This is a genomic window from Blautia faecis (assembly GCF_027662325.1).
Lineage (GTDB): Bacteria > Bacillota > Clostridia > Lachnospirales > Lachnospiraceae > Blautia_A > Blautia_A faecis.
In genome coordinates, this window is sequence record NZ_JAQDKY010000002.1 from 25,744 (window position 1) to 50,951 (window position 25,208).

Consider the following 25,208-nt stretch of genomic DNA (forward strand, 5'->3'; position numbering starts at 1 on the left):
CCTTTACATTATTATGATTATTATAGGCTGTTCAACTTTTTATGTCTATGGTTATATACTAACACCAATAAAAGCCAAAAGAGAAGGCATAACAAGACAGGAAGCAATAGAAAAAATATTGGCATTACGGGAGAATGGTACATTGTAGTAGTTGAATTTGATATGTGAAAGGAAATGTAGGTATGAGAAAAAAGAACGATATAAAGGAGGAAAATGGGAAACTTCTTCTTTCAGTAAAAGAAACCTGTGAATTAACTGGGTTATCTGAAAAAACAGTTCGTACTATAATGGCTGAAAATGATTTCTGCGTCCGAATTGGGCGCAGAACACTTGTACACAGAAAAAAATTTGAACACTGGTTGGAGGAACAGGACACTTGAATATTTTTTTAGAACGTGTTAATATTCTGATGTACTTGAAATCTGGCCTGGAAAGGATGAATACAGTATGGGAAAATCTTTGAAAGGCAAAGAATTAGGAAGTGGACTTTCGCAAAGGAAGGACGGACGTTATCAAGCCAAATATTATATACCAGGTTCCCCGAAACCCAAATATTTATATGATAGAAATTTGGCAAAACTAAAGAAAAAACGTGATCTGGAAAAAGCAAAATACATTCTGGGTTATAATGATAAAGCGAAAAAATATAAAGTTTCTGAATGGTTTGATGTATGGATGAAACTTTACAAAATTGGGCGAATTAAAGCTAATACGGTTCGTGGATATGTAGATGGATTTGAGCGGGGTGCAGATTTTATTGGCGCTGTGAGGCTTGATTGCCTCACACCTTCTCATATCTACAATATGGTTGAAGGAATGCAAAACGATGGCTATGCGGAATCATCAGTTGTCCATACTTTATCAATTGTAAAGCAATTACTTCAAAGTGCGGTAGATAATCAAATGATTCCAATGAATCCCTGTAAAGGGATTGCAATAGAAAAATCCGAAAAAGTAACAGTTGATCCAATATTGGAGGATGAAAGCAAAATACTTCAACCAGAGGAAATTAAAACATTTCTTGATGCAGCAAAAAACACGAGATATTATGAACTATTTTATATTATTTTGAATACTGGAATGCGTATTGGCGAAATTACAGCACTTTGCTGGTCTGATATTGATTTTGAATGTCATCGAATTCGTGTATATAAAACACTGAATAGAACGACGATTTATTTTGATGAAGGAAAAAATCGATTAGAAAAACCAGAGTCAGTTAAACAGATAACGACGCCTAAGAAAAAGGCAAGTTATCGTTGGATTCCTATGACAGAGGGTGTTGAATTGGCATTTCACTCTTGGGAGAAAAAGCAGATTGCGGATAAAGAAAAAAGCGGATCATCATGGGGAAAGGAAAATCCTTTCCTCAAAGATTTTCCGGATCTGGTATTCACAACACAACCAGGAGGGGTTTTTCTTCCTCAATATGCAAACGCGGAATGTTCACGTATTATAAGCATAATTGAAAAAAAAGAGATCGAATTAGCTGAAAAAGAAAATAGGGAACCTCGTCTTTATGAGGTATATCCCCATAAATTTCGGCATACGTTCGTCACCAAACTGAATGAGTCTAATATGTCTCCATTTACGGTGAGTAAGATTGTGGGACATACAAGCGTAAATATGACGAACTATTATACACATCTGGAACAGGATTATGTGGCAGATGAATTTAGAAAATTTGCTGCAAAATACGATGAGGGAAAAGTTCCGGCGGTGCCAGAAAAAGAATAAAGGAAAATTATGAAGAATACTACTGATAACATACAAAATACTAACCGGGGGTCAAATGGGGGTCAAACTACTATTTCAGGTGCTTCAAACCCGCATAAATTAAGGGATTCAGCGCAAACCATGAAACTGTCGCCCATGATGCAGGAATACTGCAAAACCAAAGAAGAATACAAAGACTGCATCTTATTTTATCGTCTCGGGGATTTCTACGAGATGTTTTTTGATGATGCACTTCTGGTATCCAAGGAACTGGAACTGACGCTCACTGGTAAGGATTGTGGTCTGGAAGAGCGGGCACCTATGTGCGGAATCCCGTTCCATGCGGCAGATACTTATATCAACCGTTTGATCGAGCGTGGGCATAAGGTTGCAATCTGTGAGCAGGTGGAGGATCCGAAGAAGGCAAAAGGACTTGTAAAACGTGCTGTTATCCGTGTGGTTACTCCTGGAACTACTTTGGATGCAACTTCTTTGGATGAATCCAAGAATAACTATTTGATGTCAATTGTCTCCATAGCAGACCGCTTTGGTTGTGCAATAGCGGATATTACCACAGGTGACTGTTTCCTTACAGAAGTACCAAATAGCCAGAAACTGGTTGATGAGATCAACAAATTCAGTCCGGCTGAAATCATATGTAATGATTCCTTTTTTATGAGTGGGGTTGACACAGACGATTTGAAAGAACGTCTTGGAATTTGTATTTTTTCCCTGGATGCCTGGTATTTCGATGATGATACCTGCAGAAAAGAATTAAGGGAACATTTTCACGTAACCAATCTGGAAGGCCTTGGAATCAGCGATTATGACAGTGGAATCATAGCTGCCGGAGCGCTGTTTTTGTATCTTAAGGAAACGCAGAAGACTGCACTTTCTCAGATGACTACCATCCGTCCTTATACGGCAGAGCGTTATATGCTGATTGACAGCTCCAGCCGACGAAATCTGGAGTTGGTGGAGACCCTCCGTGAAAAGCAGAAAAGAGGTTCTCTTCTCTGGGTACTGGATAAGACTAAAACAGCCATGGGTGCCCGTACTCTTCGCTCCTTTGTGGAACAGCCACTGATCGATGCAGAAGAGATCAATCGCAGACTGGAAGCTCTTGAAGAGCTGAATGAGAAACCGATGCTCCGCGATGAGATCCGGGAATATCTCAATCCAGTGTATGACCTGGAGCGTCTGGTCAGCCGTATCAGCTTTAAGTCTGCAAATCCAAGAGATATGGTAGCATTTGCGTCCTCTCTGGAAATGATTCCTTATATTAAACAGGTTCTCAAGGACTTTCAGGCACCGATTCTGAAAGAAATCTACGAGGACATGGACAGTCTTGAAGATATTACAGATCTGATCAAGCACGCCATTGTAGATGAACCGCCCCTTGCCCAGAAGGATGGAGGCATTATTCGTGAAGGCTTTAACGAAGATGTGGATAAATTCCGCAGTGCCCGCACAGATGGAAAAAAATGGCTTACAGAGCTGGAAACAAAGGAACGTGAGCGTACCGGAATCAAATCCCTGAAGATCAAATATAACCGTGTATTCGGCTATGCCCTTGAGGTAACCAATACGTTTAAAGAACTGGTGCCGGAGAACTACATCCGTAAACAGACTCTTGCAAATGCAGAACGTTATATTACCGAGGAGTTGAAAAACCTTGAAAATATGATCCTTGGCGCTGAAGATAAACTTTATGCCCTGGAATACGAGCTGTTTTCCAATGTCCGTGATAAAGTTGGCCAGGAAGTGATAAGAATCCAGCGTACAGCCAAGGCAATTGCAGGTCTGGATGTGTTTGCATCCCTGGCGCTTGTTGCTGAGCGCAATCATTATGTACGTCCGAAGGTAAATGAAGGCGGAATTATAGATATCAAAGGTGGTCGTCATCCGGTTGTAGAGCAGATGATCGATAATGATATGTTCATTGCCAACGATACATACCTTGACAATACTAAAAAAAGAGTTTCCATTATTACAGGTCCAAATATGGCAGGTAAATCCACATACATGCGCCAGACTGCGTTGATTGTACTTATGGCACAGATTGGAAGCTTTGTTCCGGCAGATAAGGCTGTGGTTGGAATTGTAGACAGAATCTTTACTCGTGTAGGTGCATCAGATGACCTTGCCAGCGGACAGAGTACTTTCATGGTGGAAATGACTGAGGTTGCCAATATCCTTCGAAATGCCACTGCCAAGAGCCTTCTGATCCTGGATGAGATCGGCCGTGGAACCAGTACTTTTGATGGTCTTGCCATTGCCTGGGCAGTGATTGAACATATCAGTAATACAAAGCTTTGTGGAGCCAAGACATTATTTGCCACACATTATCATGAACTGACTGAACTGGAAGGAAAACTATCTGGCGTTACCAACTACTGCATTGCAGTTAAGGAAAAAGGTGACGATATTGTTTTTCTCCGCAAGATTGTAAAAGGCGGCGCAGATAAGAGCTATGGAATTCAGGTCGCCAAGCTGGCAGGTGTTCCGGATTCTGTTATTAACCGTGCAAAAGAGCTGGTTGAGGAATTAAGCGATGCAGACATTACTGCTGCTGTAAAAGATCTGGCTTCACCGAAGAAGAAGCCGAAGGTAGAAATGGATATGGCGCAGATGTCATTATTTGACACTGTACAGGACAATGACATTATTGAAGAATTAAAAGGCATTGACATTGGAAATCTGACTCCCATGGAAGCCTTAAATACGTTATACAATCTTCAGAATAAGATAAAGAACAGATGGTAACTGACTGTTGACTTTCATATATGGTGTTGTCACCGCAGGCGACATGTCCGTATTGTGAACCGAAGCGGTCAACCTGCTTTTATATGGAGAGAAAAACTTGAGAAAAATAGCAGTTTTAGATAAACATACCATTGATAAAATTGCAGCAGGTGAGGTGGTAGAGCGCCCTTCTTCTGTTGTAAAGGAGCTTGTAGAAAATTCCATTGATGCTGGTGCTACTGCTGTAACAGTAGAGATTACAGATGGAGGAAAGAAGCTGATCCGTATTACAGACAACGGAGGGGGAATTGAGGCTGCTCAGGTACCTACGGCATTCTTAAGTCATGCTACCAGCAAAATTGAAAAAGTAGAAGATCTGGAAAACATAGCCTCACTGGGATTCCGTGGTGAGGCTTTATCCAGTATTGCCGCAGTTTCCCAGGTGGAGCTGATCACAAAAACTCCTTCTGCTATCAGCGGCGTGCGTTATGTGATCGAAGGCGGCGTAGAACAAAGCCTTGAGGAAATGGGAGCTCCAGATGGAACTACTTTCCTGGTTCGGAATCTTTTTTACAACACACCGGCCCGGAGCAAGTTCCTGAAATCTGATTCTTCAGAAGCAAATTATATTGGAACTATGATGGAACAGCTTGCTCTTTCCCATCCGGAGATTTCTTTTAAATATATTCAGAACAAACAGGTGAAGCTGCATACTTCTGGCAATTATAATGTGAAGGATGTTATTTATAATGTATATGGCCGGGATATGGCGAAAGCACTTCTGGAAGTCTCCTACGAAAATGATTTTATGAAAATTGAGGGATACGCAGGCAAACCGGAAGTTTCCAGAGGAAACCGAAGCTTTGAAAATTACTATGTAAATGGCAGATTTGTGAAAAACAATATTATTACGAAGGCTATTGAAGACGCATATAAGGGCTTTGTCATGCAGCATAAATTTCCTTTTGTGTCATTGCAGATCCAGATGACAGGAAATGATCTGGATGTAAATGTTCATCCCCGGAAGCTGGAGGTGCGTTTTGCAAGAGGGGCGGAGGTGTATGATGCCATTTACGAGGCTGTTCACAATGCACTTCTTCACAGAGAACTGATACCGGTTGTTCCAGTTGGAAAAGAAGAACGAGAATCAAAGGTGGCAGCAGTAAGCCGCGGAGCAGTTCCAGAGCCATTTGAGAAAAGTCGCAGGACGGAGCTTCATTGTGAAGGTGCTGCTGAAAGTATTGGTCGAAGCAGCGCAGGGAATAATGAAAGCTGCTATTCACAGGCAGCTGAAAAAACAGCTCCAACTGGAAAAATAACTTCATCTGGAAGCCTTGGAAACAGTTCTGGCTGTCAGGCCAGCAGTGTGCTTCGTGAGCAGGCAATTTATCAGGCGAAGCCATTTAGCAAGGAAGAGGAAGCTCTTTTTGCAGGAACTTTAAAAGAGGCTGCGGAGGCAGATAAAAGAGCGGATGAAAAAGCAGAAGAAAAAGCGGATAAAAGTGCAGATGAAAAAGCGGCAGAAGATAACATATCGGTTGAGAGAATGAATGAAGCCGATAATCAGGCAGAGACTGCTGTATCCGTAAACTATGAGATACCAGATAAATCTGAGCCTGGACAGAGTGATCCAGGTACAGAATATCCATCCGTTGGGGGAAAGCAGCTTGAGCTTTTTCAGGAGAAACTTCTGGCACCAGAATCCCGAAACCGCCATAAGCTGATTGGCCAGTTGTTTGACACCTACTGGCTGGTGGAATTTGAAAACCAGTTTTACATTATCGACCAGCATGCAGCTCACGAAAAGGTAAATTATGAGCGCTTTGTAAAACGTTTTAAAGAACAGTCCATTGAATCGCAATATCTGAATCCTCCGCTTGTGGTGACCTTGAACATGGATGAACAGGCGAAATTAAAAGCCAACGAAGAATATTTCAGGAAATACGGTTTTGAGATTGAACCCTTTGGTGGAAGGGAATACTGTATCAGTGCAGTTCCGACAAATTTGTACGGATTCCATGAAGAAGAACTCTTTCTGGAAATGCTTGACAATCTGGGAGGAGAAGGGGCAAAGGATGCTTTTGACCTTTTCACAGCAAGACTTGCCACAATGGCATGCAAATCTGCTGTCAAAGGAAATCATCAGATGTCTGCTCTGGAGGCAGATAAGCTGATCGACGAGCTTCTTACTCTGGACAATCCATATAATTGTCCTCATGGCCGTCCCACTATCATTGCGATGACAAAGACAGAAATTGAAAAGAAATTTAAGCGAATTGTATAAACAGGAGAGATTATGAAAAAACCTCTTATTGTCCTTACCGGTCCCACTGCAGTTGGAAAAACCAGGCTGTCTATTTCTCTGGCAAAAGCCATTGGCGGCGAGATCATATCTGCAGATTCCATGCAGGTTTATAAATATATGGATATTGGCTCTGCGAAGATCATGCCAGAAGAAATGCAGGGAGTTCCCCATTATCTGGTGGATGAGCTGATGCCAGAGGAAGAATTTCACATTGTGCGTTTCCAACAGATGGCAAAGGATGCCATGGAAAAGATTTACACCAGGGGACATATTCCCATTCTGGTGGGGGGAACCGGCTTTTATATTCAGGCGGTGACCAGAGATATTGATTTTACCCAGGCTGAGCAGGACGATGGATACCGGGCCGGTCTTGAGGCGACTGTCCAGGAAAAAGGTGCTGCATATCTTCATCAGATGCTGGCAGAGGTGGATCCCAAAAGCGCCGAAGCGATCCACGAAAACAACACGAAGCGTGTAATTCGCGCACTGGAATTTTATCATCAGAACCATAGCCCTATTTCCGCACACAATGAGGAGCAGCAGGAACGGACCAGTCCCTATAATCTGGCATACTTTGTGCTGAATGCACCACGGGAGCTTTTATATAAACGCATTGATAAGCGGGTGGATGAAATGATGACCAGCGGTCTTGTGGCAGAAGTCCAGAAGCTGAAGGACATGGGCTGTCACAGAGGTATGGTTTCCATGCAGGGCCTTGGATATAAAGAAATCCTGGCCTATCTGGATGGAGAGATGCCGCTGGAAGAGGCTGTGCGGATCTTGAAGCGCGACACCCGGCACTTTGCCAAACGCCAGCTCACCTGGTTCCGCAGAGAGCCGGAAACAGTGTGGGTGAATAAAGATGAGTTCGGGTATAACGAGGATAAAATGCTGGAGTATATGCTGAGCGTTTGCCATGAAAGAGGAATAACTGGAGAATAGTTACTTCAATAATCAGATTTTTCCCAGGGGGGATCGCCCGCCTTGAAAATAACAAAAAATGGAGGAATACCGTCAGACAGACGGAAAGAATTATTATGAAAGAATTATACGAGCAGCTGGGAATTTCTTCCCAGGTTTACGATTTTTGCCATGAAATAGAAGAATCCTTAAAGGAGCGTTTTGAACAGTTTGACAAAACTGCAGAATATAACCAGATGAAAGTTCTTCTGGCTATGCAGAAAAACCGCGTCAGCGAGGAGTGCTTCGGCTCTTCTTCCGGTTACGGCTACAACGATTACGGTCGTGATACTCTGGAAAAGGTTTATGCGGATACATTCCACACAGAAGCATGTCTGGTGCGTCCGCAGATTGCGTGTGGAACACATGCCCTGGCCATTGCTCTTTTTGGAAACCTGCGTCCAGGCGATGAAATGCTGGCACCAGCCGGAAAGCCATATGATACTCTTGAAGAGGTGATCGGTATCCGTCCATCCAAGGGCTCCCTGGCAGAATACGGAGTAACTTATCGTCAGGTGGATCTTCTTGAGGATGGAACTTTCGATTATGAAAATATCCGCAAAGCAATCAATGAGAAGACAAAACTGGTTGAGATTCAGCGCTCCAAAGGCTATATGACACGCCCCTCTTTTTCAGTAAAGCAGATTGGTGAGTTGATTGCATTTGTAAAGAGCATTAAGCCTGATGTGATCTGTATGGTAGACAATTGCTACGGCGAATTTGTTGACACGATTGAGCCCAGTGATGTTGGTGCAGATATGGTGGTTGGTTCTTTGATCAAAAATCCGGGCGGCGGACTTGCTCCAATTGGCGGTTACATTGCGGGAACCAAAGAGTGCGTGGAAAATGCTTCTTACCGTATGACCTGTCCGGGACTTGGTGCTGAGGTGGGAGCTTCACTTGGCGTAAACCGTTCCTTCTATCAGGGATTTTTCCTTGCACCGATGGTGACAAAGGGTGCGTTAAAGGGCGCTGTTTTTGCAGCCAATATTTATGAAAAGCTTGGATTTGACGTGGTTCCAAATTCCACAGAGCCAAGGCAGGATATTATTCAGGCAGTGACTTTAAAAAGTCCGGAGCGTCTGATCGCATTCTGTAAGGGGATTCAGGCTGCTGCCCCGGTTGACAGTTATGTTGATCCGGAGCCATGGGATATGCCAGGTTATGACAGTCAGGTCATTATGGCGGCTGGCGCATTTGTACAGGGCTCTTCTATTGAGCTTTCCGCAGATGGACCTGTGAAAGAGCCATATGCCGTATATTTCCAGGGAGGACTTACCTGGGAGCATGCAAAACTAGGTGTTATGATGTCCTTGCAGAAACTTGTGGAGCAGGATTTGGTAAAATTACAGTGAAATCATGAAAAACATGAATTTTCGTGCAACGCCAGGCGTGTAACAGGGAGGCGCTGAACCGTTACCATAAGTTCTTTAAAACAGATGTAAAAAACGGGAGTTTATATGGAGAAAAAACGTGTTATCGTTACAGGCGGCGGGGCGTCCGGGCTGATGGCAGCCATTGCAGCTGCAGAAAACGGGGCCGCTGTAACCATATTGGAACAAAATGAAAAACCAGGCAAAAAGATCTGCGCTACAGGAAACGGCAAATGTAATTTTACCAATATCCAGGTGCCGTCTGATGCATATCGAAGCGAAAATCCAGGCTTTGAACAGGCAGTTCTGAATCAGTTTCCGGTAGAAGACACGGTGAAATTTTTTACCCGGCTTGGAATTTATCCTGTGAATAAAAACGGCGGCTATCTCTATCCGCATAGCGGACAGGCAGCAAGCGTTGCTGAGGTATTGTGTATGGAAGCACGGAATCTTGGGGTAAAGATCAAGACCAACCAAAAAGTACAACGTGTTTTTAAGGAACAGGATATCTGGAAGGTTCAGGTAGAAGGCTGGATATACGAGGGTGAAGCAGTTATTCTTTCCAATGGTTCCAAAGCTTCTGCAATTTCCGGTTCCGATGGCAGCGGTTATGAGCTTGCCGCAGCACTGGGACACAGGCTCATAGAGCCTCTCCCGGCTTTAACTGCCCTGAAATGCAGGAATACAGGCTTTTCCGGCTGGGCAGGTGTCCGCACAGAAGGCAGAATTACGCTGCTTGTGGATGGGAAAAAAGTCACAGAGGAAACAGGAGAACTACAGCTTACTGATTATGGCGTATCTGGAATTCCGGTGTTTCAGGTCAGCCGATACGGAATCCGTGCACTGAAACAGGGAAAAAATGTGACTCTGATTTTAAATTTTCTGCCAGAATTTTCCCGGGAACAGTTGAAAGCTTTTCTGAAAATACGAAAGGAAAACTGCCCCTATAAAGGAAAAAAAGACTTTTTGACCGGACTTTTCCCGGATAAGCTTGCAAAAGTGCTTTTGTCAGCAAATGATCTGGAAGAAGCAATTAGCAGCTATCCGCTTAAAGTGACTGGTTATCAGTCTTTTGAACAGGCACAGGTGTGCTCAGGCGGCGTTGATACTACGCAGGTTAACGCCCAAACCTTGGAATCCACACGAAATTCAGGCTTATATTTCGCAGGAGAACTATTGGACATTGATGGGAAATGTGGCGGTTACAATCTGCAGTGGGCCTGGTCCAGCGGTTATGTTGCAGGAGTGAATGCCAGCAAAATGTCAGAGCGTGTTTGAAAAAGGAGAATAACATGATTCGAATTACCCAGCTGAAACTTTCAATTAATCATACCCCGGAAGAGTTAAGCCAAAAGATCCGTAAGGAGCTTCGTCTGAAAAATGAAGGCTTCACTTACGAAATAGTGAAGCAGTCACTGGATTGCCGTCATAAAGAGGATAAAAAATTTGTTTATACGGTAGATGTGTCTTTGCAGGATAAAAACCAGGAAAGCAAGATCTTTCGAAGAGTTCATAATAATAATATTATGTTAACTCAGAAAAAAGAATATACATTTCCATCTCCTGGTGAAGAGAAACTGAAATATCCGCCGGTCATTGTAGGAAGCGGACCTGCCGGAATTTTTTGTGCCTGGTATCTGGCGAAGGCAGGTTACCGCCCCCTGGTTCTGGAACGGGGAGAGGAAGCGCATGTCCGTCAGAAGACTGTCGAGAATTTCTGGAAAAATGGCGTACTGGATCCGGATTCCAATGTGCAGTTTGGTGAAGGGGGTGCTGGTACTTTTTCCGACGGAAAACTAAATACTCTGGTAAAAGATCCTTCAGGAAGAAATCATGAAGTACTGAAGCGTTTCGTGCAGGCGGGTGCACCGTCGGAAATTATCTATCAACAGAAACCACATCTTGGTACAGACGTGCTGGTTGGCGTTGTGGAGACTCTTCGCCATGAAATTGAGGAAATGGGCGGGGAATTCCAGTTCCGTTCAAAAGTGACAGATCTTTTTTTTGAAAACAGTCAGTTAAAAGAAATTGAGATAAATGGGGAAAAAAGGATTCCGGCCCAGGTATGTGTGCTGGCAGTTGGACACAGCGCAAGAGATTCCTTTTCCATGTTTGAGAAAAAAGGAATCTATATGGAACCAAAATCTTTTGCAGTAGGTGTACGTATGGAACATCCACAGTCCATGATCAATCTGGCTCTTTATGGGGAAGAGGAAAACGAGAAACTTGGAGCTGCTGCTTATAAAGTTACCCACACATGTGAAAATGGCCGTGGTGTTTATTCCTTTTGTATGTGTCCGGGCGGTTATGTAGTAAACGCTTCTTCAGAACCGGAGATGCTTGCTGTAAATGGTATGAGCTATCAGGCCAGGGACAGCCGCAATGCAAACAGTGCGCTGATCGTATCGGTAACTCCGGCTGATTTTCCGGAAGAGGGGCCTCTGGGCGGCGTAGCATTTCAGCGCAATCTGGAGCGCGCAGCGTGGAAAGCTGGAAATGGTAAGGTTCCGGTACAGTTGTTTGAGGATTATCAGAAGCATAAGCCGAGTACAAGACTTAAAGATGTAGAACCTTGTATCAAGGGCGCCTGTGTTCCAGGTGATGTGCGCAGTATTTTTCCAAAAGAGATCGGTGATTCCATAGAAGAGGGTGTTCTTGCCTTTGGAAAAAAAATCAAAGGCTTTGACCGTCCTGATGCAGTGCTGTCCGGCGTGGAAAGCAGAACATCATCTCCGGTGCGTATTGTCCGTGATAAGGATTCCCTGGAAGCAAACTATGAGGGGATTTACCCCTGTGGGGAAGGCGCTGGATATGCAGGCGGGATTACTTCTGCTGCTATGGATGGCATAAAAGTAGCGGAAGCTGTTTCTAAAAAGTTCAGAAATTTGTCAATATGACTCTTAAAAACCTCAAAAATCCAGTATTTATGCGGGTTTGCAGACTTTTGCGCCTATCATAAAATATCGCAAAATATCGTATTTTGGTGTAAAAATGGTGTAGTAAATGGTGTAGTAAAAAGGGAAAATTGAATTGAACTTATGGGAGCATTAGTGGATAAATCTGCTAGTGCTCTTTTTATGTATATGTGCTCCTTTGGTAGTAAATAATATGGTTATAGTACAGATTATATGAAAGGCTGGCGAACACCATAGATAAATACTGCCCTAACTGTAAAGAAAAATTGAAGCGATATGATACCGTGAAACGAATTGTAAGAGGGAAGGATCATTCCAAAAAACTCGTAGCCATAGAACGTTATAAATGCCCGAAGTGCAAAACAATTCATAGAGATCTTCCAAAATATTTATATCCTTTTAAGCATTACGAGTCGGATATTATAGATGGAGTAGTGGAAGGACTTATTGGTCCAGATACTTTAGGCTATGAAGATTTTCCTTGCGAGGAAACAATGAAACGTTGGAAGAAGCAGGGCATTAAACCGAGGTTGTAATGGCAAATTTTTCCACTGACTTTGTTTTAACAATTTCGACCTTTTAACCTAGAATTAGTGTTGAAAGGAGGCGATGTTCTAATGGGAAATATTATAAGAGCAGAGGTATCAGAGAAGAATCCATACTGGATCGAGAAACATCGACATTACGAATTGAAACATTTCTGTCTGCAATACCCAATCTGGAAGAAGGCGTATTCTTCTCTGAATGGGATGTTAAGTAGACGTGAGGCATTGAACGCATTTGGGAAGGCGCGTCATGTATCAAACCCTACTGAGCGAATTGCTATGCTCAAGCATTATTATTCTATTCGTATGGAGATGATTGAGAAAGTAGCAAAAGAAACTGATCCGGAGCTGGCAGAGTACATATTAAAAGGCGTTACAGAAGGATGGAGCTATGATATTTTGAAAGCTAGAATGAATATCCCTTGCTGCAAAGACGTGTACTATACAGCCTACAGGAGGTTCTTCTGGCTGCTTAATAAAGCGCGAGAATAATTCGTGAAAATCGCATTTGCTATTGTGAGAAAAGATAAAGGAGGCATATACATATGCGACAAACAATTTCGGTACCAAAAGATACAAAATTTGTAGAGTTCCAGTTGGATCTCAATGGTGACGACAAGAACGATGTTATAATCGAGTTACAATTTATTGAACGCACTCATTTGGGACGTTGGGGATTTGTAGTGATTTTACCTAATGGAAAAATTACGGGTAAATTGAATGCAAAACCTAACGAGCCATGGACTATCGTAGAAATTGAGCTCGAAAGTAAAAAGATTGACATTGACGTTATTAGAGAACCCGAGGATGACTCCATGATGATTATTACACATTGGTAAAAGAAAAAAGGGGCTGCATATTACAGCTCCTTTATCTTTTTTTTTGCCTGGACTTATTTAACGAGCGCCGCTAAGTTATTTAATTGCATATCTATGTGTTGTTTGCGTTCTTTGACTGCAGCTTCGTAGGTGTAATCGCCGTACATCGTTTTTACCTGCTCTGGTGTCCACTCGTCTCCGAGATCTTCCATAGTTTCAATAAACATCTGAATTTCTGTTTCTGTCATTTTATCATATCCTTTCTTTTCTAGTTTAATCGTCAAATCTGCTACAAGCTGTCATACAGTCAGGATATGCTGGACAACCGCAAGCAACACATCCACCAGGAATTTCGTCGTCTGATGGTTCGCGAGAATCGCTTTCGTATTCATATTCCGAGCAGTCTACAGTGTAACCGCATTCCGGGCAGACAAATTTTAAAAGTCCACCTTCTTCTATCTGATCCATTTCCACTTCGCATTCTGGACAGATACCACCACCGTAATCATGAATTGCATTGATTTCTTCAGTTGTCATAACAAAACCCTCCTTTTTGTAGTACGGCTATTCTAGCATATATGAAAATTTTTTGCTAGTAAAATTATTCGCGATTTTATCTTTCTCTTTTATAGGGAATAGATAAAATTTTAAGGAGGATTTTTAAATGGATTCTGTAAATTTTAACGCAATGGTGGCAACAGCAAACGAAAAATACACAAAGCTTGTTGATTCCATGTATAAAGCTAAAACAGAGGATGATTTGAATAGAAATCTGAATATGATTCATAGCATATACAAGGATGAAATGGATTTGATCGCAAAGTTGCATGACATTACCGTGGAAAATAAATCAGAAGAACGGAAAGTTGAATTAAAGTTATTCGATTTCATGGTGAAGCGCTGAGGAAACTTGGCGTTTTACTTTTTTTCTAGGATAAAAACCGTACTGAGGCAACAATATTACGGTTTATATTTATACCATGTAAAAAAAAGGAGGGGGTGAATTAACTTGTTATAAGCGCAATAGATACCTTATTATTAAAATATTCACAATGGAGGAAAAGAAAATGAACTATCTTATTTTACTTATTGGAGTTGCTTTGGGAGTGGTATTAACGCTCTTATTTTTTTATCACAAATCGGGATACGGATATTTCACAGTAGTACCATATGATGATGAAGATACTGGATTTTACAACATAAATGTTCGTATACCAACTCAAGGCGACCTTTCTAAAAAGAAAAGAATTATCATATATAAAGAAGAACAGTCTTCGCAAAAATAACATGGCGTCTTATGAGAATATTACATAAAGGAGGATTTCAAAATGGAAATCGAACAGTTATTGCAGGATGAGATCAAGGATGAGCTCCAAGGGCTTAGTACACTTGAGCTTGGCTCAGACAAGTACAAAGTGACAACAGATGGAATCGTGAAACTGATGGACAAAGCAATCGAGATGGATAAGATCAACAGAGATCAAGACGAACGACAGGCGAATCGAAATGAAGATTTGGAACTGAAGTACAGACAGATTGAGGCTGAGATTAGAGATCGGAAGGTTAAAAATGTCATAACAGTAGTTATATCTGGCGTCGGAACTGTTGTAACCATCTGGGGGACACTCAAGACATTGAAGTTTGAAGAGGTCGGTACGGTCACCACAATGGCAGGTAGAAATTTCATTAATAATCTCTTCAAGAGAAAGTAATATTGGAACAAGGCGCTGAGGAAACTTGGCGTCTTTATTTTACTAATAAGGTATACAAACAATTCGCAGTGTGGTAAAATTGAAAATAGATTATTATTTCGAAAACGGAGGGTTTACTTATGATGAAGAAAACTATTATTGCTTCTATGGTTTTAGTAACAAGTCTGTTAGCAACACCGGTAATGGCGGAGAATAATTTCGGAGTCGATCTCGAGTCCATGAGTTTAGAGGATCTTATTTCTCTGAAAGACGCGGTGAATGAGCGAATCGCTGCAAAAGGTGGGGATAATGTAATAGGACAGGGAACATACGTTGTTGGCACAGATATCAAAGCTGCTAATTTCAAAATAACTCCGTTATCAACAATGTCCGATCCGGTTATAAATATTGCGGTTTACAAAGACTTAAATACACTTGAGAATGACACTGATGGTGAGGGGTATATGGATTTCATCAAACTTTGGAAACCAGACGAAGAAGAAACACCAGATTCGGCTATGCTTAATCTAAAAGAAAATCAGGTTGTTGTTATAAAATGCGGTATGGCAACTATTGAAGAGACTAAACCTTCCTGGGCTCCGGAGGAATAAGATGAAGCTGATTTCATTAAAATGTCCTGAATGCAGCTCTAATCTTCAAATTGAAGAGGGACGTGATAAATGTTTCTGTCAATATTGTGGAGCTGAAATCACTATAAACGATTATTCAAGTAGTCATATTTATCGAAAAGTTGACGAAGCGCGCATCAAAGAGGCTGAATACAAGAAAGAAGTCAGAGTTAAACAAGCCGAGATAGACAAAGAAGTCAGGTTAAAAGAACTCGAAGTAGAAGCGCGACGAACTAAATCTAACATCGTCAGAGTAGTTGTCAAATTAATTGCTTTTGCAATTCTTGTAATTGTTGCAGCGATATTCGATGTTGTTGGCAATACAAATCAGGATTTAAGAGGGCTTGCAAATACAGCAGCTCTTATATTAGTTATGGTACCTATAGTCCTAATCTTCTTGTTTTTAAGTGAAAAGAAATAACCCTATAAGGGCTTACGTAAATTCTACGTAGGCTCTTATTTTTTCGCAATTTTTACATTTACTATTATGATAGAATAAATCAAAATGGAGGTATTATTATGAGTTTACATCATGCAGCTTATAAAGACGTTTCGAGGGATGTATTTAACGCGGTGGCTGATAGGATACGCGCGGATAAGGAGTTGGATATTCCGATAACCATTTATTACAATGGAACAGCACTTTATGGTGACGTAACTATTGAAGGTAGAGGAGGTGCATCCAAGGAATTTAAGAAAGCACTTAGCATTTTTAACGAAGAATACTGTAAATAAAATTCTAAAAGTCAGAGTCCTAACCGGGGCTCTTTCTTTTTGCTTAGAAGGAGCGACAAATGAAATACCATTACACAAAGCCAACAGAATATTCATCAATGTATGGACAGCTCTACGAATGTAATCATCCAGCGTACAACCATTGTACTTTATATCTGATCGGGGATAAAGGGTTGGCAGTTATCCAACAAAGATACGACAAAAAATCAAAATGCACCTGGTGGTCTGAGATCGACCGGTGTTTGACGGATGTTTTATATTTGCATTCCAAATTTAAATTAGTCTTTGATAAATACGCCAGTGCACCTATGAATGGGCTATATCCAACCATGACTGTCCGACAACTAATGTGGAACCTCCGAATGAAACCCATGGTCCGGGAACGCTGGGAAACCTATTTTGATAAGACTGGATTTTAGCGAAAATTACATGGCATGTTATGAAAAAAAAAATATTTTAGGAGGGTATCTATGACCGATATTGATAAACAAATAGAATCTTTAGGATATGAGATTCGTGTATCTGATTTATCTTGTTGTTATATTGTATATGAAAATAAAAAACAGGACCAGGAGGTGATCATCGAATGGGAAGATGATGATATGCCTGTTGAATGTTGTAAAATATTTTCGCAAACAATAACACGAGTAAAAGATTGGTTAGGACATACGAATCAAATGCCTATGGCGCTAACTATTCAAGAGGTAGAGATATTTGTTGCTAAAATCAAAGAATTGAGAAAGGAGTCCTAACAAGGGCTCTTTCTTTTCGCCATTTTTACAGTTTCTATTATGACAAAATATTTCAAGGGAGGAATCAGAGATGATTACATTAGCAATTTTATTATTACTTGGATTGGCGTTAATCGTATTCACAATTATTAGCGTTGTCGTAGTTGGCAGCGTTGGGTTTGTGATATTTGGCGATGTCATCGTGGCAATATTGATAATTGCTTGGATTATCAGATGTGTAGCCAAGAAATAACTATGAGCGGAGCTGGCAACGGCTCTTGCTCTTTCGCGGAGATAACAATTCCTATTATGACTAAAATAATTCTAAGGAGGAACAAATTTTATGAAAGGTTATTATTCTAAAATCAGAGAATTGGAGAAGGAACTCAAAAGAAACCAAAAGATATATAGCAAGTTATGTCGTCAAAGAGAAAATCTTAACGATCGGAAGGGCGTTGTTATGTTAACCGAGTGTATGGACTTAGAGATACAATTAATATCGGTATCTATAACTATTAGCAGTATTTCTGAGCAATTAAGATATCTGCACGAAGAATATAAGAAATATAAAGAGGAAAATTCAAGGGAGTTCTATGACCCAATGGACAATGTAGATATAGTAATGCTTATTCATAAGGACGGAAGTATTCACGGAACTATTTTATAAGAAGATTAGAGTCTTGGAGAAATCTAAGGCTCTTTCTCTTTCGCGATATTTACACTTTCTTTAGTGAGAAAAAATCAAAGGAGGTATCAAAGATTGGCAGGATTAATCGCAATTCTGGCTGGACTTCTCATATACACAGTATTGAAGTATATTGAGAAATAAGTCGGAACAAAACGATCGAGGTCAGCGATGGCCTCTTTCTTTTGTTTTCGCGATATTTTCAACTACTTTAATGGGAAATAGGTAGCTTAACTAGGTCAAAGCGTCAGAGTAAAATCTGAAGAAAGCCGACTCAAACTCGGTGCTATTTCTTTTAATTTTGATCTAACTCGCGAAAATAACATAGTGTGTAATGGAAACAATAATAAATTTTATTCGAAAAGGAGAAAAGTTATGATGCGTGACAAAGTTGAGAAAATGATTGAGACTATGGATAAGGTTGTAGAAAAGACTCTGCATCTTTTTGCTCCGGATTCATTAAAGTATATGGATTCGGATAATTTAGAGATGCTGCAGCTTTGTTTACAGCTTATGGAAGAGTCGAAGGAAGTTGTTAAAACCGAGGCGGAACAGCTTGATCGTATCGAAAAGAAATTGGATAAATTGTTATCCGCAACAAATAAGATTGGGGCTTAAAAAGCCTCTTTCTTTTGTTTTCGCGATATTTTCAATTCCTTTAATGGAGAAACAGTTAGCTCAGTTGGGAGAGCATTCCACAAGCGAAGGGTCGTGGGTTCGAGCCCCACACTGTTTCTTTTAGCTTTTAACCACTTCATATGAAAAGGAGAAAAAGATTATGAGATTAGAAACTTTAGCTGTATCGAAACTTATGGAAAGAATGGTGAATAATGGTGCATCGCTGGAAGAATTGAAAAAGGTTGCCGATTACATGGTAACCGCAGCCGTATACGATGAAATGACGGTCAATCTTTATGATGTTGCTGAGAAAAACGGAATTAAAGAACTTGTAAAAAAGTACCCGCCTCGTTTTTCATGGCTTGGCTCCAGCGATACATCTGCAAAAGAACTGCTCAACTTAAACCATGGCGTACCAAAGCACGAATACGATTTTTCCAAAACTAAAGTAGGCGACAAGATTACAGTCGACTTGAAAGAATTGGGGAAATTCAAAGCTACTGCTCATGAAGTGACGGATAACAACGTTCTTTTCATCTTTGATAATTATATTGCAGAGCGTCCTATGAATAAAAAGCCTACAAATGAAGGTGGATATGAAAAATCCGATTTGAAGAAATGGATTGATAGCTATTTATATAATTCATTTCCATTAGAACTGAAAACCCGCATGTTAGAGTTAACCATTCCTACTGTTGGACAGGTTGTTGGATGGGAGAACGAATGGGATAAAGAGCATTTTGAAGCCAATGACGATGAACAGCTTCCTCTTATGAAACTGATAAAAAATAGAGTGGCATATTTTAATAATAAATGTAAATGGGGCTGGCTGCGAAATGCAACAAAGAAAGAATATTCTTCGGCTCACTTTGCCCTTGTGGCCACCGGCGGCGGTGCGAGTTGCGGCTACGCTTCGTACTATAATGGGGTTCGTCCGTATTTCCGATTAAAGAAATAACAGATTAGAAAGGAGACGCCTATGAAGCCAAAGTTATTTTTCAAGAGAAACTCATCCACCATACTGACTGTACTTGGATGCGCTGGTGTTGTGGCAACTGCAGTGTTATCTGCCAAAGCAGCACCAAAAGCAAAGCGGCTGCTAGCTAACGCTGAGTTGGAGAAAGGTGAGGAGCTTACTGTACTAGAGAAAACCGAGACAGTGGCTCTTACATATTTGCCTGCGATATTGACCGGTTCGGCGACTATATTCTGCATCTGCGGAGCACAAATTCTTAACCAGCACCAGCAAGCATCTATGGCGAGTGCATACGCCTTGCTAGATCAGTCTTACAAAGATTATCGTAGAAAGTTGAAAGAATTATATGGAGAGGAAGCGGATCAGAGGATAATTGAGGCTATTGCTGTAGAAAAGGCTGAAAAAGTGCACATTCAAGCGTCTTATTTATGCAGTGATTGTGACATATCTTCAGATAAATCGGTTGGAAGACCGGTATTATTCTACGAAGAATATTCGAAGCGATTCTTTAGAGCTACGGTGGAACAAGTACAAAATGCCGAATACCATTTAAACCGAAACTACGCATTGGGCGGAAGTGTTATTCTAAATGAATTATATTCTTTTCTTGGTTTATCCTCTACCGACTTTGGAGAGGTTCTTGGCTGGGCGCCAACTGATGAAGGAGAATATTGGATTGAATTTAATCATCGTAGGGCAAAACTCAAAGACGGCACTGAGTTTTATATCATCGAGATGCCATTTGAGCCGCGGGTAAACTATGATGACTATTATGAAAGCGAAGAGGAGTATTATGCCAACAATCCAAATTCGCCAAAATTACAGATGCTTTAATGAAAGAAAATCATAAGGAGGAAAAATCATGGATAAAACAGTCAAGACTATCTTGAAAATTGGAGGCATATTTGCTGCAACGCAGGTATATGAAGTTTTAGTAAAAGGTCATATGTTATATTTAGTTGAGCCTTTACTGGACAAAAATGTGAATTTTAAAAGCGGCGCGGATCTAATATGTGAACCGACAAAGAAATTAAGATATAAGTCTATAATGGCGGTTAAGGATTTTTTCAAGAAATATGATAAATAAAGTTTTGACACCTGGGAAACTGGGTGTCTTACTTTTCGCCAAAATTACAGGTGCTTTAATGGAAAGGAGGTATACATAAATGAAGAATAAACTGGATGTTACTAATCTGGTCAAAATTGCTGGCTGGATTGCCGTAGCCGTAGGAGGTCTTATGGCGAGTTGGGCTAGTGATAAGCAGCAACAGGAACAGACAGAAAAATCTGTCAAAGAGTATATTTCACAAAAAGAGGAGTCCTAACAAGGGCTTCTCAATTTTATTTTTAGGAGGATGCCATGAAGAAACCAAACGTAACAAAAATATTCAACACAGTAAAAAAAGCAGTCGGAAAGAAAAGCCCAGAGATTCTTATTGCTTTTGGTATTGCCGGAATGATTACAACTACTGTACTGGCAGTAAAAGCTACACCTAAGGCCATGGAAAAAATCAAAGAAGCTGAAAAGAATAAGAAAGAGGAATTCGATCGCGACCATGGATATTCTGAGTTAGATACCATGTTTAAACTAACCAAACCTGAAGTAGTCAAAGCAACCTGGAAATGTTATATTCCGGCGGCTATATCTGGTGCGGCATCTATCGCATGTATCGTTGGAGCTAATACTGTACATTCAAAACGTAATGCAGCTATAGCAACAGCCTATAAGTTATCTGAAAAAGCACTCACAGAATATAAGGAAGCTACCGTTGAAGAAGTAGGAAAAGAAAAAGCCAAGGCAATCAAAGATAGGGTGGCACAAAAACAGCTCGATAATAATCCTGTAAATGACAGTCAGGTTATCATCACTGGAAACGGTAAACAGCTTTGCTATGATGGTGTATCTGGACGATATTTTGAATCTAGTATACAGGAAATTGAGACCGCTGTGAATAAGATAAACCGTTCTTTAAATTACGACATGTATGTCTCATTAAGCGAATTTTATGACGAACTGGATCTCGAACATACTGATATAAGTGATGAGCTTGGGTGGAATTTAGATGATGGTTTGGTCGAGATTAGTTACGGCACTATGATAGCAAAAGATAACCGACCGTGCATCACCTTGGAATATCATGTCGCACCAAAATACGATTTCTCAAAATTAATGTAACTCGCGAAAAAAGCAATCACTTTAATGGGAAATGAAAACTTATTTTTAGGAGGAAAATTAAAATGGAAGAAAAGAAAGTTATCACAATGGAGAATCGAGAAAACGAGTGTGAAAACAACGATGAAGTTCTTGAGGAAGTCATTGAGAAGGAATCTTTGTTTAATAAGGCAAAAAGATTTGTGAAGAGTAACAAGAAGAAAATCCTGGCAACAGGAGCGCTTCTGGTTACTGGAGCTATTGGATTTGCTTTGGGGGCAAGGTCTAACGATGGTGACGAAGATGACATTATTGACAGCACTTGTGAAGAAACTGAAAGTGATGATTCTGATTCCACAGAAGAAACTGAAGAATGAGATTCTATAAAAAAGGGGAGCACCTATAACACGGTGTTTCTCTTTTTTCTTTTACAGGAGGATGTATGCCACGATATTTATACGATGGTCCTGTTCTTGAGTTTGAACGACTTCTGACAGACAGGTGGAGGGCTGAAACATTCGCGCCTACGAAGCGTAAAGCTATCAGTAACCTCCAATACCAGTTCAAGAAAAATAATAATAGATTACCAAACTCAAAGATTACTCTACCTGGTAATCTTCTTATGGTTAGTTAAGGAGGATATAAATGGATATTAAAGCTACACCAAACTCTCACCGATATAAGGCAGAGCAGGCTAAAGCTTCTGAGAAGAAAGTCCAGAAAATTGTTAGCGGAAATGTGAAAACAAGAAAAAAATCTGAAATGAGTAAATTCAAAGACACTATATTCGCTGAAGATGTGAATAGCGTGAAATCGTATCTATTCGTTGATGTAATCGTCCCTACCATCAAAAAAGCCATATTTGAAACTGTGATAAATGGTGCTGAAATGATGCTTTATGGAGAGGTACGTGGAAAGAAACGGTCTTCTTATGACCAGGTATCATACAGAGATTATTCAAAGAGCGACCGACCATATTCGAGTAAATCATCTACGTCATTCGATCTGGATGAAATCAGTTTTGATAATCGCGGTGATGCGGAAGCTGTCCTGGATGGAATGACAGATATTCTTAATGAATACGATTCCGTATCGGTTGGGGATTTATACGACATGATTGGAAAAACGGCTCCATTCACCGCTTATAGATGGGGATGGACAAGCATTAGAACTGCTGAAACAATCAGAGGCAGAGGAGGAGAATATTTCCTTAAACTGCCTAAAGCAAAACCACTTTGATTAATATTTTAGAAAAGGAGAATTAACAAAATGAAAAAATTTAACATGACAAATGTAACCAGAGCAATCAATAAAGCAGGTTTCAAATTGAAAAAACACAGTCCGGAAATCCTGGTTGTAGCAGGTGTAGTTGGAGCTGTAGCGAGTGCAATCATGGCTTGTAAAGCTACTATGAAGCTTAGCGACACTCTGAATGACACAAAAGAAAGAGTAGAGGATTTCCACGCAGATGAAACAAACTACACAGAGGAAGAAGGAAAAAAAACTCTGACCTTAATTTACAGTAAGGCAGCTCTTGACATTGCTAAGCTGTATGGTCCATCTGTGGTGCTTGGAGGGCTATCTATCACAGCTATTCTTACATCAAATAACATCCTTAGAAAGAGAAACATCGCTCTCGCAGCGGCATATACGGCAGTTGACAAAAGCTTTAAAGAATATCGTGGACGTGTAATCGAGAGATTCGGTAAGGAGCTTGATCGTGAACTCAAATATAATATCAAAGCTAAAGAAGTAGAGGAAACTGTCGTAAGCGAAGACGGTACTGAGGTTGTAGAAAAGAAAACAATCGAACTTGCTGACCCAAATACGTATTCTCCGTATGCGAAATTTTATGATGATGGATGTTCCGGTTGGACTAAGGACCCAGAAGCTAATCTCATGTTTCTTCGTATGCAGCAGGATGCAGCTACAAAGCGCCTGAAACAGCAGGGTTGGTTGTTACTGAATGACGTGTACGATATGCTTGGAATTCCTCGCACAAAAGACGGAATGGTCATTGGTTGGGTGTACGATGAAAAACATCCAGTTGGCGATAATTTCGTTGATTTTGGTATTTACGATACCAATAGAGCTTCGAACAGAGATTTTGTAAACGGTTACGAACGTACTATTCTTCTTGATTTCAATGTAGACGGCAATATCTACGATCTCATGTGAACGTTTGGAATGGGTACAGGAGACCCGTTGCGAGATATGATGGATTGTATATTAGGAGAAGGAGAATAGTCATGACCGGACGTGAATTGATTGTTTATATTTTGGAAAACAATCTCGAAAATGAGGATATTTTAAATCCAAACGAAAAATTAAACACCCATATTTTCATTCGAGAAGACGTGGCAGCTGCTGAATGCAATGTAGGTATAGCATCTATTAAAGCGTGGTGTAAACAGAAGTATCTTGACTATGTTACTTATTGCGGCTGTATTTATATTTTAAAGAATAAAAAATACGAGGAGGTTAAACGATGGGAAGAAATTTAAAGATTAACCGTGATTTCGTATTATTTGCTGTTGGGGCTATCATTGGCTCCGCAGCAACTTGGTTATATTTGAAGGATGAGTATGACAGACGGCTTAAAGAGGATGTTGATTCAGTGAAAGAATCTTTTGGTAGACTCTACAAGAAAGAAGAAAAGCCAGAAGAAGAGAAGCCTTATACCCCGACAAAAGACGACCTTGCAACTTTGACAAAGACAATCCAGACAAATGGGTATAGAGATTATTCAAATAGTGAAGAGGAGGAAAAAGAGAGTATGAATGAGCCTTATGTCATTTCACCGGACGATTTTAACGAGCTTGGCTATAACACAAAAACTCTTACATATTGGGAAGACGGAATAGTAACTGACAATGAGGACAACATCGTGGAAGATTATGAGGAGCATATCGGAGATGATGCACTTGGTCATTTTGGAGAATACGAGGATGACTCCGTATTTGTAAGAAATGATGAAGAGCAGACCGACTATGAGATTCTGCTCGATGGGCGAAATTATCACGATGTTTACGGAGACACTGACGATTAATCCGGAGGCATGATGGATAAAGAAAAAACAGTAAATAATTATTTTGAATTTCTCGCAGGTGTCGTGTCTGATGACCGTTTCGGAAAGAACGTGACGTATCGAAGACTGCTTATGCACCTTCATACAATAGAGTTCCGGTGGACCATTAAAGACGATTCAAACCGAGCTAATGACGGCATAAGCATGAGATGGAGATTTGCGCAGGAGACTGGGAGAGAGAGATACTACGAAGAAATAAGCGAATGTCTTGCTGGTCCGTGTACAGTGCTCGAAATGTTGGTTGCTCTTGCTGTCAAGTGTGAGGAAAATATCATGGATGACCCAAATTATGGTAATCGTACAGGGCAGTGGTTCTGGAAAATGATCACTAATCTTGGTCTTTCCACGATGTATAACAATAAGTTTGATAAGAAAATTGTTAATATTGTTATAGAAAAATTCCTTGATCGCGAATATGAACCAAATGGACAGGGCGGTTTATTCGTAATCCGCAACTGTCGAAAAGACCTGCGTGAGGTACCAATTTGGCAACAGCTGTGTTGGTATCTGGACAATTTTTCTTGAT

At 40.6% G+C, this 25,208-nt stretch carries 35 protein-coding genes and 1 tRNA gene; 34 read left to right on the forward strand and 2 right to left on the reverse strand.

The features are described 5' to 3' along the window. Nucleotides 1-182: 182 nt before the first annotated feature. From PGQ38_RS20340 to PGQ38_RS01400, 11 genes are all read left to right on the forward strand, one after another. Complete coding sequence (locus PGQ38_RS20340) at nt 183-380, forward strand: helix-turn-helix domain-containing protein (RefSeq protein WP_117854336.1); 198 nt, start codon at nt 183-185, stop codon at nt 378-380. Nucleotides 381-447: 67 nt separating this feature from the next. Next, nucleotides 448-1,737, forward strand: coding sequence for a tyrosine-type recombinase/integrase (locus tag PGQ38_RS01355; RefSeq protein ID WP_117854337.1), 1,290 nt, complete (start codon nt 448-450; stop codon nt 1,735-1,737). Between the two features lie 120 nt (nt 1,738-1,857). Beyond that, nucleotides 1,858-4,482, forward strand: coding sequence for a DNA mismatch repair protein MutS (gene mutS / locus PGQ38_RS01360; RefSeq protein WP_270430607.1), 2,625 nt, complete (start codon nt 1,858-1,860; stop codon nt 4,480-4,482). Nucleotides 4,483-4,579: 97 nt separating this feature from the next. Further along, nucleotides 4,580-6,745 carry a DNA mismatch repair endonuclease MutL gene (gene mutL / locus PGQ38_RS01365; protein ID WP_270430609.1) on the forward strand — a complete coding sequence of 722 codons (2,166 nt, stop codon included), beginning with the start codon at nt 4,580-4,582 and terminating at the stop codon, nt 6,743-6,745. 12 nt (nt 6,746-6,757) lie between these two features. After that, on the forward strand, nt 6,758-7,708 hold the full coding sequence (gene miaA / locus PGQ38_RS01370; RefSeq protein ID WP_270430611.1) for a tRNA (adenosine(37)-N6)-dimethylallyltransferase MiaA: 951 nt from the start codon (nt 6,758-6,760) through the stop codon (nt 7,706-7,708). A gap of 95 nt (nt 7,709-7,803) precedes the next feature. Continuing rightward, on the forward strand, nt 7,804-9,081 hold the full coding sequence (locus PGQ38_RS01375; protein ID WP_204453112.1) for a methionine gamma-lyase family protein: 1,278 nt from the start codon (nt 7,804-7,806) through the stop codon (nt 9,079-9,081). A gap of 105 nt (nt 9,082-9,186) precedes the next feature. Then, nucleotides 9,187-10,377: a BaiN/RdsA family NAD(P)/FAD-dependent oxidoreductase gene (locus tag PGQ38_RS01380; RefSeq protein WP_173773744.1), complete on the forward strand. Its 1,191-nt coding sequence runs from the start codon at nt 9,187-9,189 to the stop codon at nt 10,375-10,377. Between the two features lie 14 nt (nt 10,378-10,391). Continuing rightward, nucleotides 10,392-11,996 carry an NAD(P)/FAD-dependent oxidoreductase gene (locus PGQ38_RS01385; RefSeq protein ID WP_270430614.1) on the forward strand — a complete coding sequence of 535 codons (1,605 nt, stop codon included), beginning with the start codon at nt 10,392-10,394 and terminating at the stop codon, nt 11,994-11,996. A gap of 251 nt (nt 11,997-12,247) precedes the next feature. Then, complete coding sequence (locus tag PGQ38_RS19655) at nt 12,248-12,550, forward strand: DUF6431 domain-containing protein (RefSeq protein WP_270430741.1); 303 nt, start codon at nt 12,248-12,250, stop codon at nt 12,548-12,550. Between the two features lie 81 nt (nt 12,551-12,631). After that, a complete protein-coding gene (locus tag PGQ38_RS01395; protein ID WP_270430616.1) occupies nt 12,632-13,051 on the forward strand; it encodes a hypothetical protein in 420 nt (139 codons plus the stop codon). Between the two features lie 53 nt (nt 13,052-13,104). After that, on the forward strand, nt 13,105-13,398 hold the full coding sequence (locus PGQ38_RS01400) for a hypothetical protein (protein WP_173715534.1): 294 nt from the start codon (nt 13,105-13,107) through the stop codon (nt 13,396-13,398). Between the two features lie 53 nt (nt 13,399-13,451). On the opposite strand, the gene PGQ38_RS01405 is transcribed toward PGQ38_RS01400, so the two are convergent. Together PGQ38_RS01405 and PGQ38_RS01410 are read right to left on the reverse strand one after the other, a co-directional pair. Continuing rightward, nucleotides 13,452-13,625 carry a hypothetical protein gene (locus PGQ38_RS01405; protein WP_173715535.1) on the reverse strand — a complete coding sequence of 58 codons (174 nt, stop codon included), beginning with the start codon at nt 13,623-13,625 and terminating at the stop codon, nt 13,452-13,454. A gap of 25 nt (nt 13,626-13,650) precedes the next feature. After that, a complete protein-coding gene (locus PGQ38_RS01410; RefSeq protein WP_173715536.1) occupies nt 13,651-13,914 on the reverse strand; it encodes a zf-TFIIB domain-containing protein in 264 nt (87 codons plus the stop codon). Nucleotides 13,915-14,041: 127 nt separating this feature from the next. Here PGQ38_RS01410 and PGQ38_RS01415 point away from each other — a divergent pair, with 127 nt between their 5' ends. From PGQ38_RS01415 to PGQ38_RS01525, 23 genes are all read left to right on the forward strand, one after another. Beyond that, complete coding sequence (locus PGQ38_RS01415; protein ID WP_173715537.1) at nt 14,042-14,281, forward strand: hypothetical protein; 240 nt, start codon at nt 14,042-14,044, stop codon at nt 14,279-14,281. 163 nt (nt 14,282-14,444) lie between these two features. After that, the gene (locus tag PGQ38_RS01420) at nt 14,445-14,663 is read left to right on the forward strand and encodes a hypothetical protein (RefSeq protein WP_173715538.1); all 219 of its coding nucleotides are present in this window, start codon (nt 14,445-14,447) and stop codon (nt 14,661-14,663) included. Nucleotides 14,664-14,705: 42 nt separating this feature from the next. Beyond that, the gene (locus PGQ38_RS01425) at nt 14,706-15,089 is read left to right on the forward strand and encodes a hypothetical protein (protein WP_173715539.1); all 384 of its coding nucleotides are present in this window, start codon (nt 14,706-14,708) and stop codon (nt 15,087-15,089) included. 119 nt (nt 15,090-15,208) lie between these two features. Further along, entirely contained in the window at nt 15,209-15,679 is a 471-nt protein-coding gene (locus PGQ38_RS01430; RefSeq protein WP_270430619.1) for a hypothetical protein, read from the forward strand. A 1-nt stretch (nt 15,680) separates the two neighbouring features. Further along, entirely contained in the window at nt 15,681-16,118 is a 438-nt protein-coding gene (locus tag PGQ38_RS01435) for a TFIIB-type zinc ribbon-containing protein (protein ID WP_270430620.1), read from the forward strand. Between the two features lie 98 nt (nt 16,119-16,216). Continuing rightward, a complete protein-coding gene (locus tag PGQ38_RS01440) occupies nt 16,217-16,432 on the forward strand; it encodes a hypothetical protein (protein ID WP_270430621.1) in 216 nt (71 codons plus the stop codon). 59 nt (nt 16,433-16,491) lie between these two features. Beyond that, a complete protein-coding gene (locus tag PGQ38_RS01445; protein WP_270430622.1) occupies nt 16,492-16,851 on the forward strand; it encodes a hypothetical protein in 360 nt (119 codons plus the stop codon). 51 nt (nt 16,852-16,902) lie between these two features. Further along, nucleotides 16,903-17,184 (forward strand): hypothetical protein, encoded by a 282-nt coding sequence (locus tag PGQ38_RS01450; protein ID WP_270430623.1) that lies wholly within the window; start codon nt 16,903-16,905, stop codon nt 17,182-17,184. A 70-nt stretch (nt 17,185-17,254) separates the two neighbouring features. After that, a complete protein-coding gene (locus PGQ38_RS01455) occupies nt 17,255-17,416 on the forward strand; it encodes a hypothetical protein (RefSeq protein WP_270430624.1) in 162 nt (53 codons plus the stop codon). 90 nt (nt 17,417-17,506) lie between these two features. Further along, nucleotides 17,507-17,830 (forward strand): hypothetical protein, encoded by a 324-nt coding sequence (locus PGQ38_RS01460; RefSeq protein WP_270430626.1) that lies wholly within the window; start codon nt 17,507-17,509, stop codon nt 17,828-17,830. A gap of 393 nt (nt 17,831-18,223) precedes the next feature. After that, complete coding sequence (locus PGQ38_RS01465) at nt 18,224-18,466, forward strand: hypothetical protein (RefSeq protein ID WP_270430627.1); 243 nt, start codon at nt 18,224-18,226, stop codon at nt 18,464-18,466. Nucleotides 18,467-18,514: 48 nt separating this feature from the next. Continuing rightward, nucleotides 18,515-18,585: transfer RNA gene (locus tag PGQ38_RS01470), tRNA-Leu, on the forward strand. A gap of 41 nt (nt 18,586-18,626) precedes the next feature. Then, complete coding sequence (locus PGQ38_RS01475; protein ID WP_270430629.1) at nt 18,627-19,424, forward strand: DUF6273 domain-containing protein; 798 nt, start codon at nt 18,627-18,629, stop codon at nt 19,422-19,424. Between the two features lie 21 nt (nt 19,425-19,445). Next, on the forward strand, nt 19,446-20,276 hold the full coding sequence (locus PGQ38_RS01480) for a DUF6353 family protein (protein ID WP_270430630.1): 831 nt from the start codon (nt 19,446-19,448) through the stop codon (nt 20,274-20,276). A 28-nt stretch (nt 20,277-20,304) separates the two neighbouring features. After that, nucleotides 20,305-20,529, forward strand: a complete 225-nt coding sequence (locus tag PGQ38_RS01485; RefSeq protein ID WP_173735428.1) for a hypothetical protein — start codon at nt 20,305-20,307, stop codon at nt 20,527-20,529. 79 nt (nt 20,530-20,608) lie between these two features. Next, nucleotides 20,609-20,767: a hypothetical protein gene (locus PGQ38_RS01490; protein WP_173735429.1), complete on the forward strand. Its 159-nt coding sequence runs from the start codon at nt 20,609-20,611 to the stop codon at nt 20,765-20,767. A gap of 35 nt (nt 20,768-20,802) precedes the next feature. Next, complete coding sequence (locus PGQ38_RS01495) at nt 20,803-21,618, forward strand: DUF6353 family protein (protein WP_270430633.1); 816 nt, start codon at nt 20,803-20,805, stop codon at nt 21,616-21,618. 62 nt (nt 21,619-21,680) lie between these two features. Then, nucleotides 21,681-21,971, forward strand: coding sequence for a hypothetical protein (locus tag PGQ38_RS01500; protein WP_270430635.1), 291 nt, complete (start codon nt 21,681-21,683; stop codon nt 21,969-21,971). Nucleotides 21,972-22,239: 268 nt separating this feature from the next. Then, a complete protein-coding gene (locus tag PGQ38_RS01505) occupies nt 22,240-22,833 on the forward strand; it encodes a hypothetical protein (RefSeq protein WP_270430637.1) in 594 nt (197 codons plus the stop codon). Nucleotides 22,834-22,863: 30 nt separating this feature from the next. Next, the gene (locus tag PGQ38_RS01510; protein WP_270430639.1) at nt 22,864-23,772 is read left to right on the forward strand and encodes a DUF6353 family protein; all 909 of its coding nucleotides are present in this window, start codon (nt 22,864-22,866) and stop codon (nt 23,770-23,772) included. Nucleotides 23,773-23,843: 71 nt separating this feature from the next. Continuing rightward, nucleotides 23,844-24,098, forward strand: coding sequence for a hypothetical protein (locus PGQ38_RS01515; RefSeq protein ID WP_270430641.1), 255 nt, complete (start codon nt 23,844-23,846; stop codon nt 24,096-24,098). Then, nucleotides 24,083-24,643 carry a hypothetical protein gene (locus PGQ38_RS01520; RefSeq protein WP_195699340.1) on the forward strand — a complete coding sequence of 187 codons (561 nt, stop codon included), beginning with the start codon at nt 24,083-24,085 and terminating at the stop codon, nt 24,641-24,643. The genes PGQ38_RS01515 and PGQ38_RS01520 overlap by 16 nt, the downstream gene beginning before the upstream one ends. A 9-nt stretch (nt 24,644-24,652) precedes the next feature. Beyond that, nucleotides 24,653-25,207: a hypothetical protein gene (locus PGQ38_RS01525; protein WP_195699341.1), complete on the forward strand. Its 555-nt coding sequence runs from the start codon at nt 24,653-24,655 to the stop codon at nt 25,205-25,207. Nucleotide 25,208 lies beyond the last annotated feature (1 nt).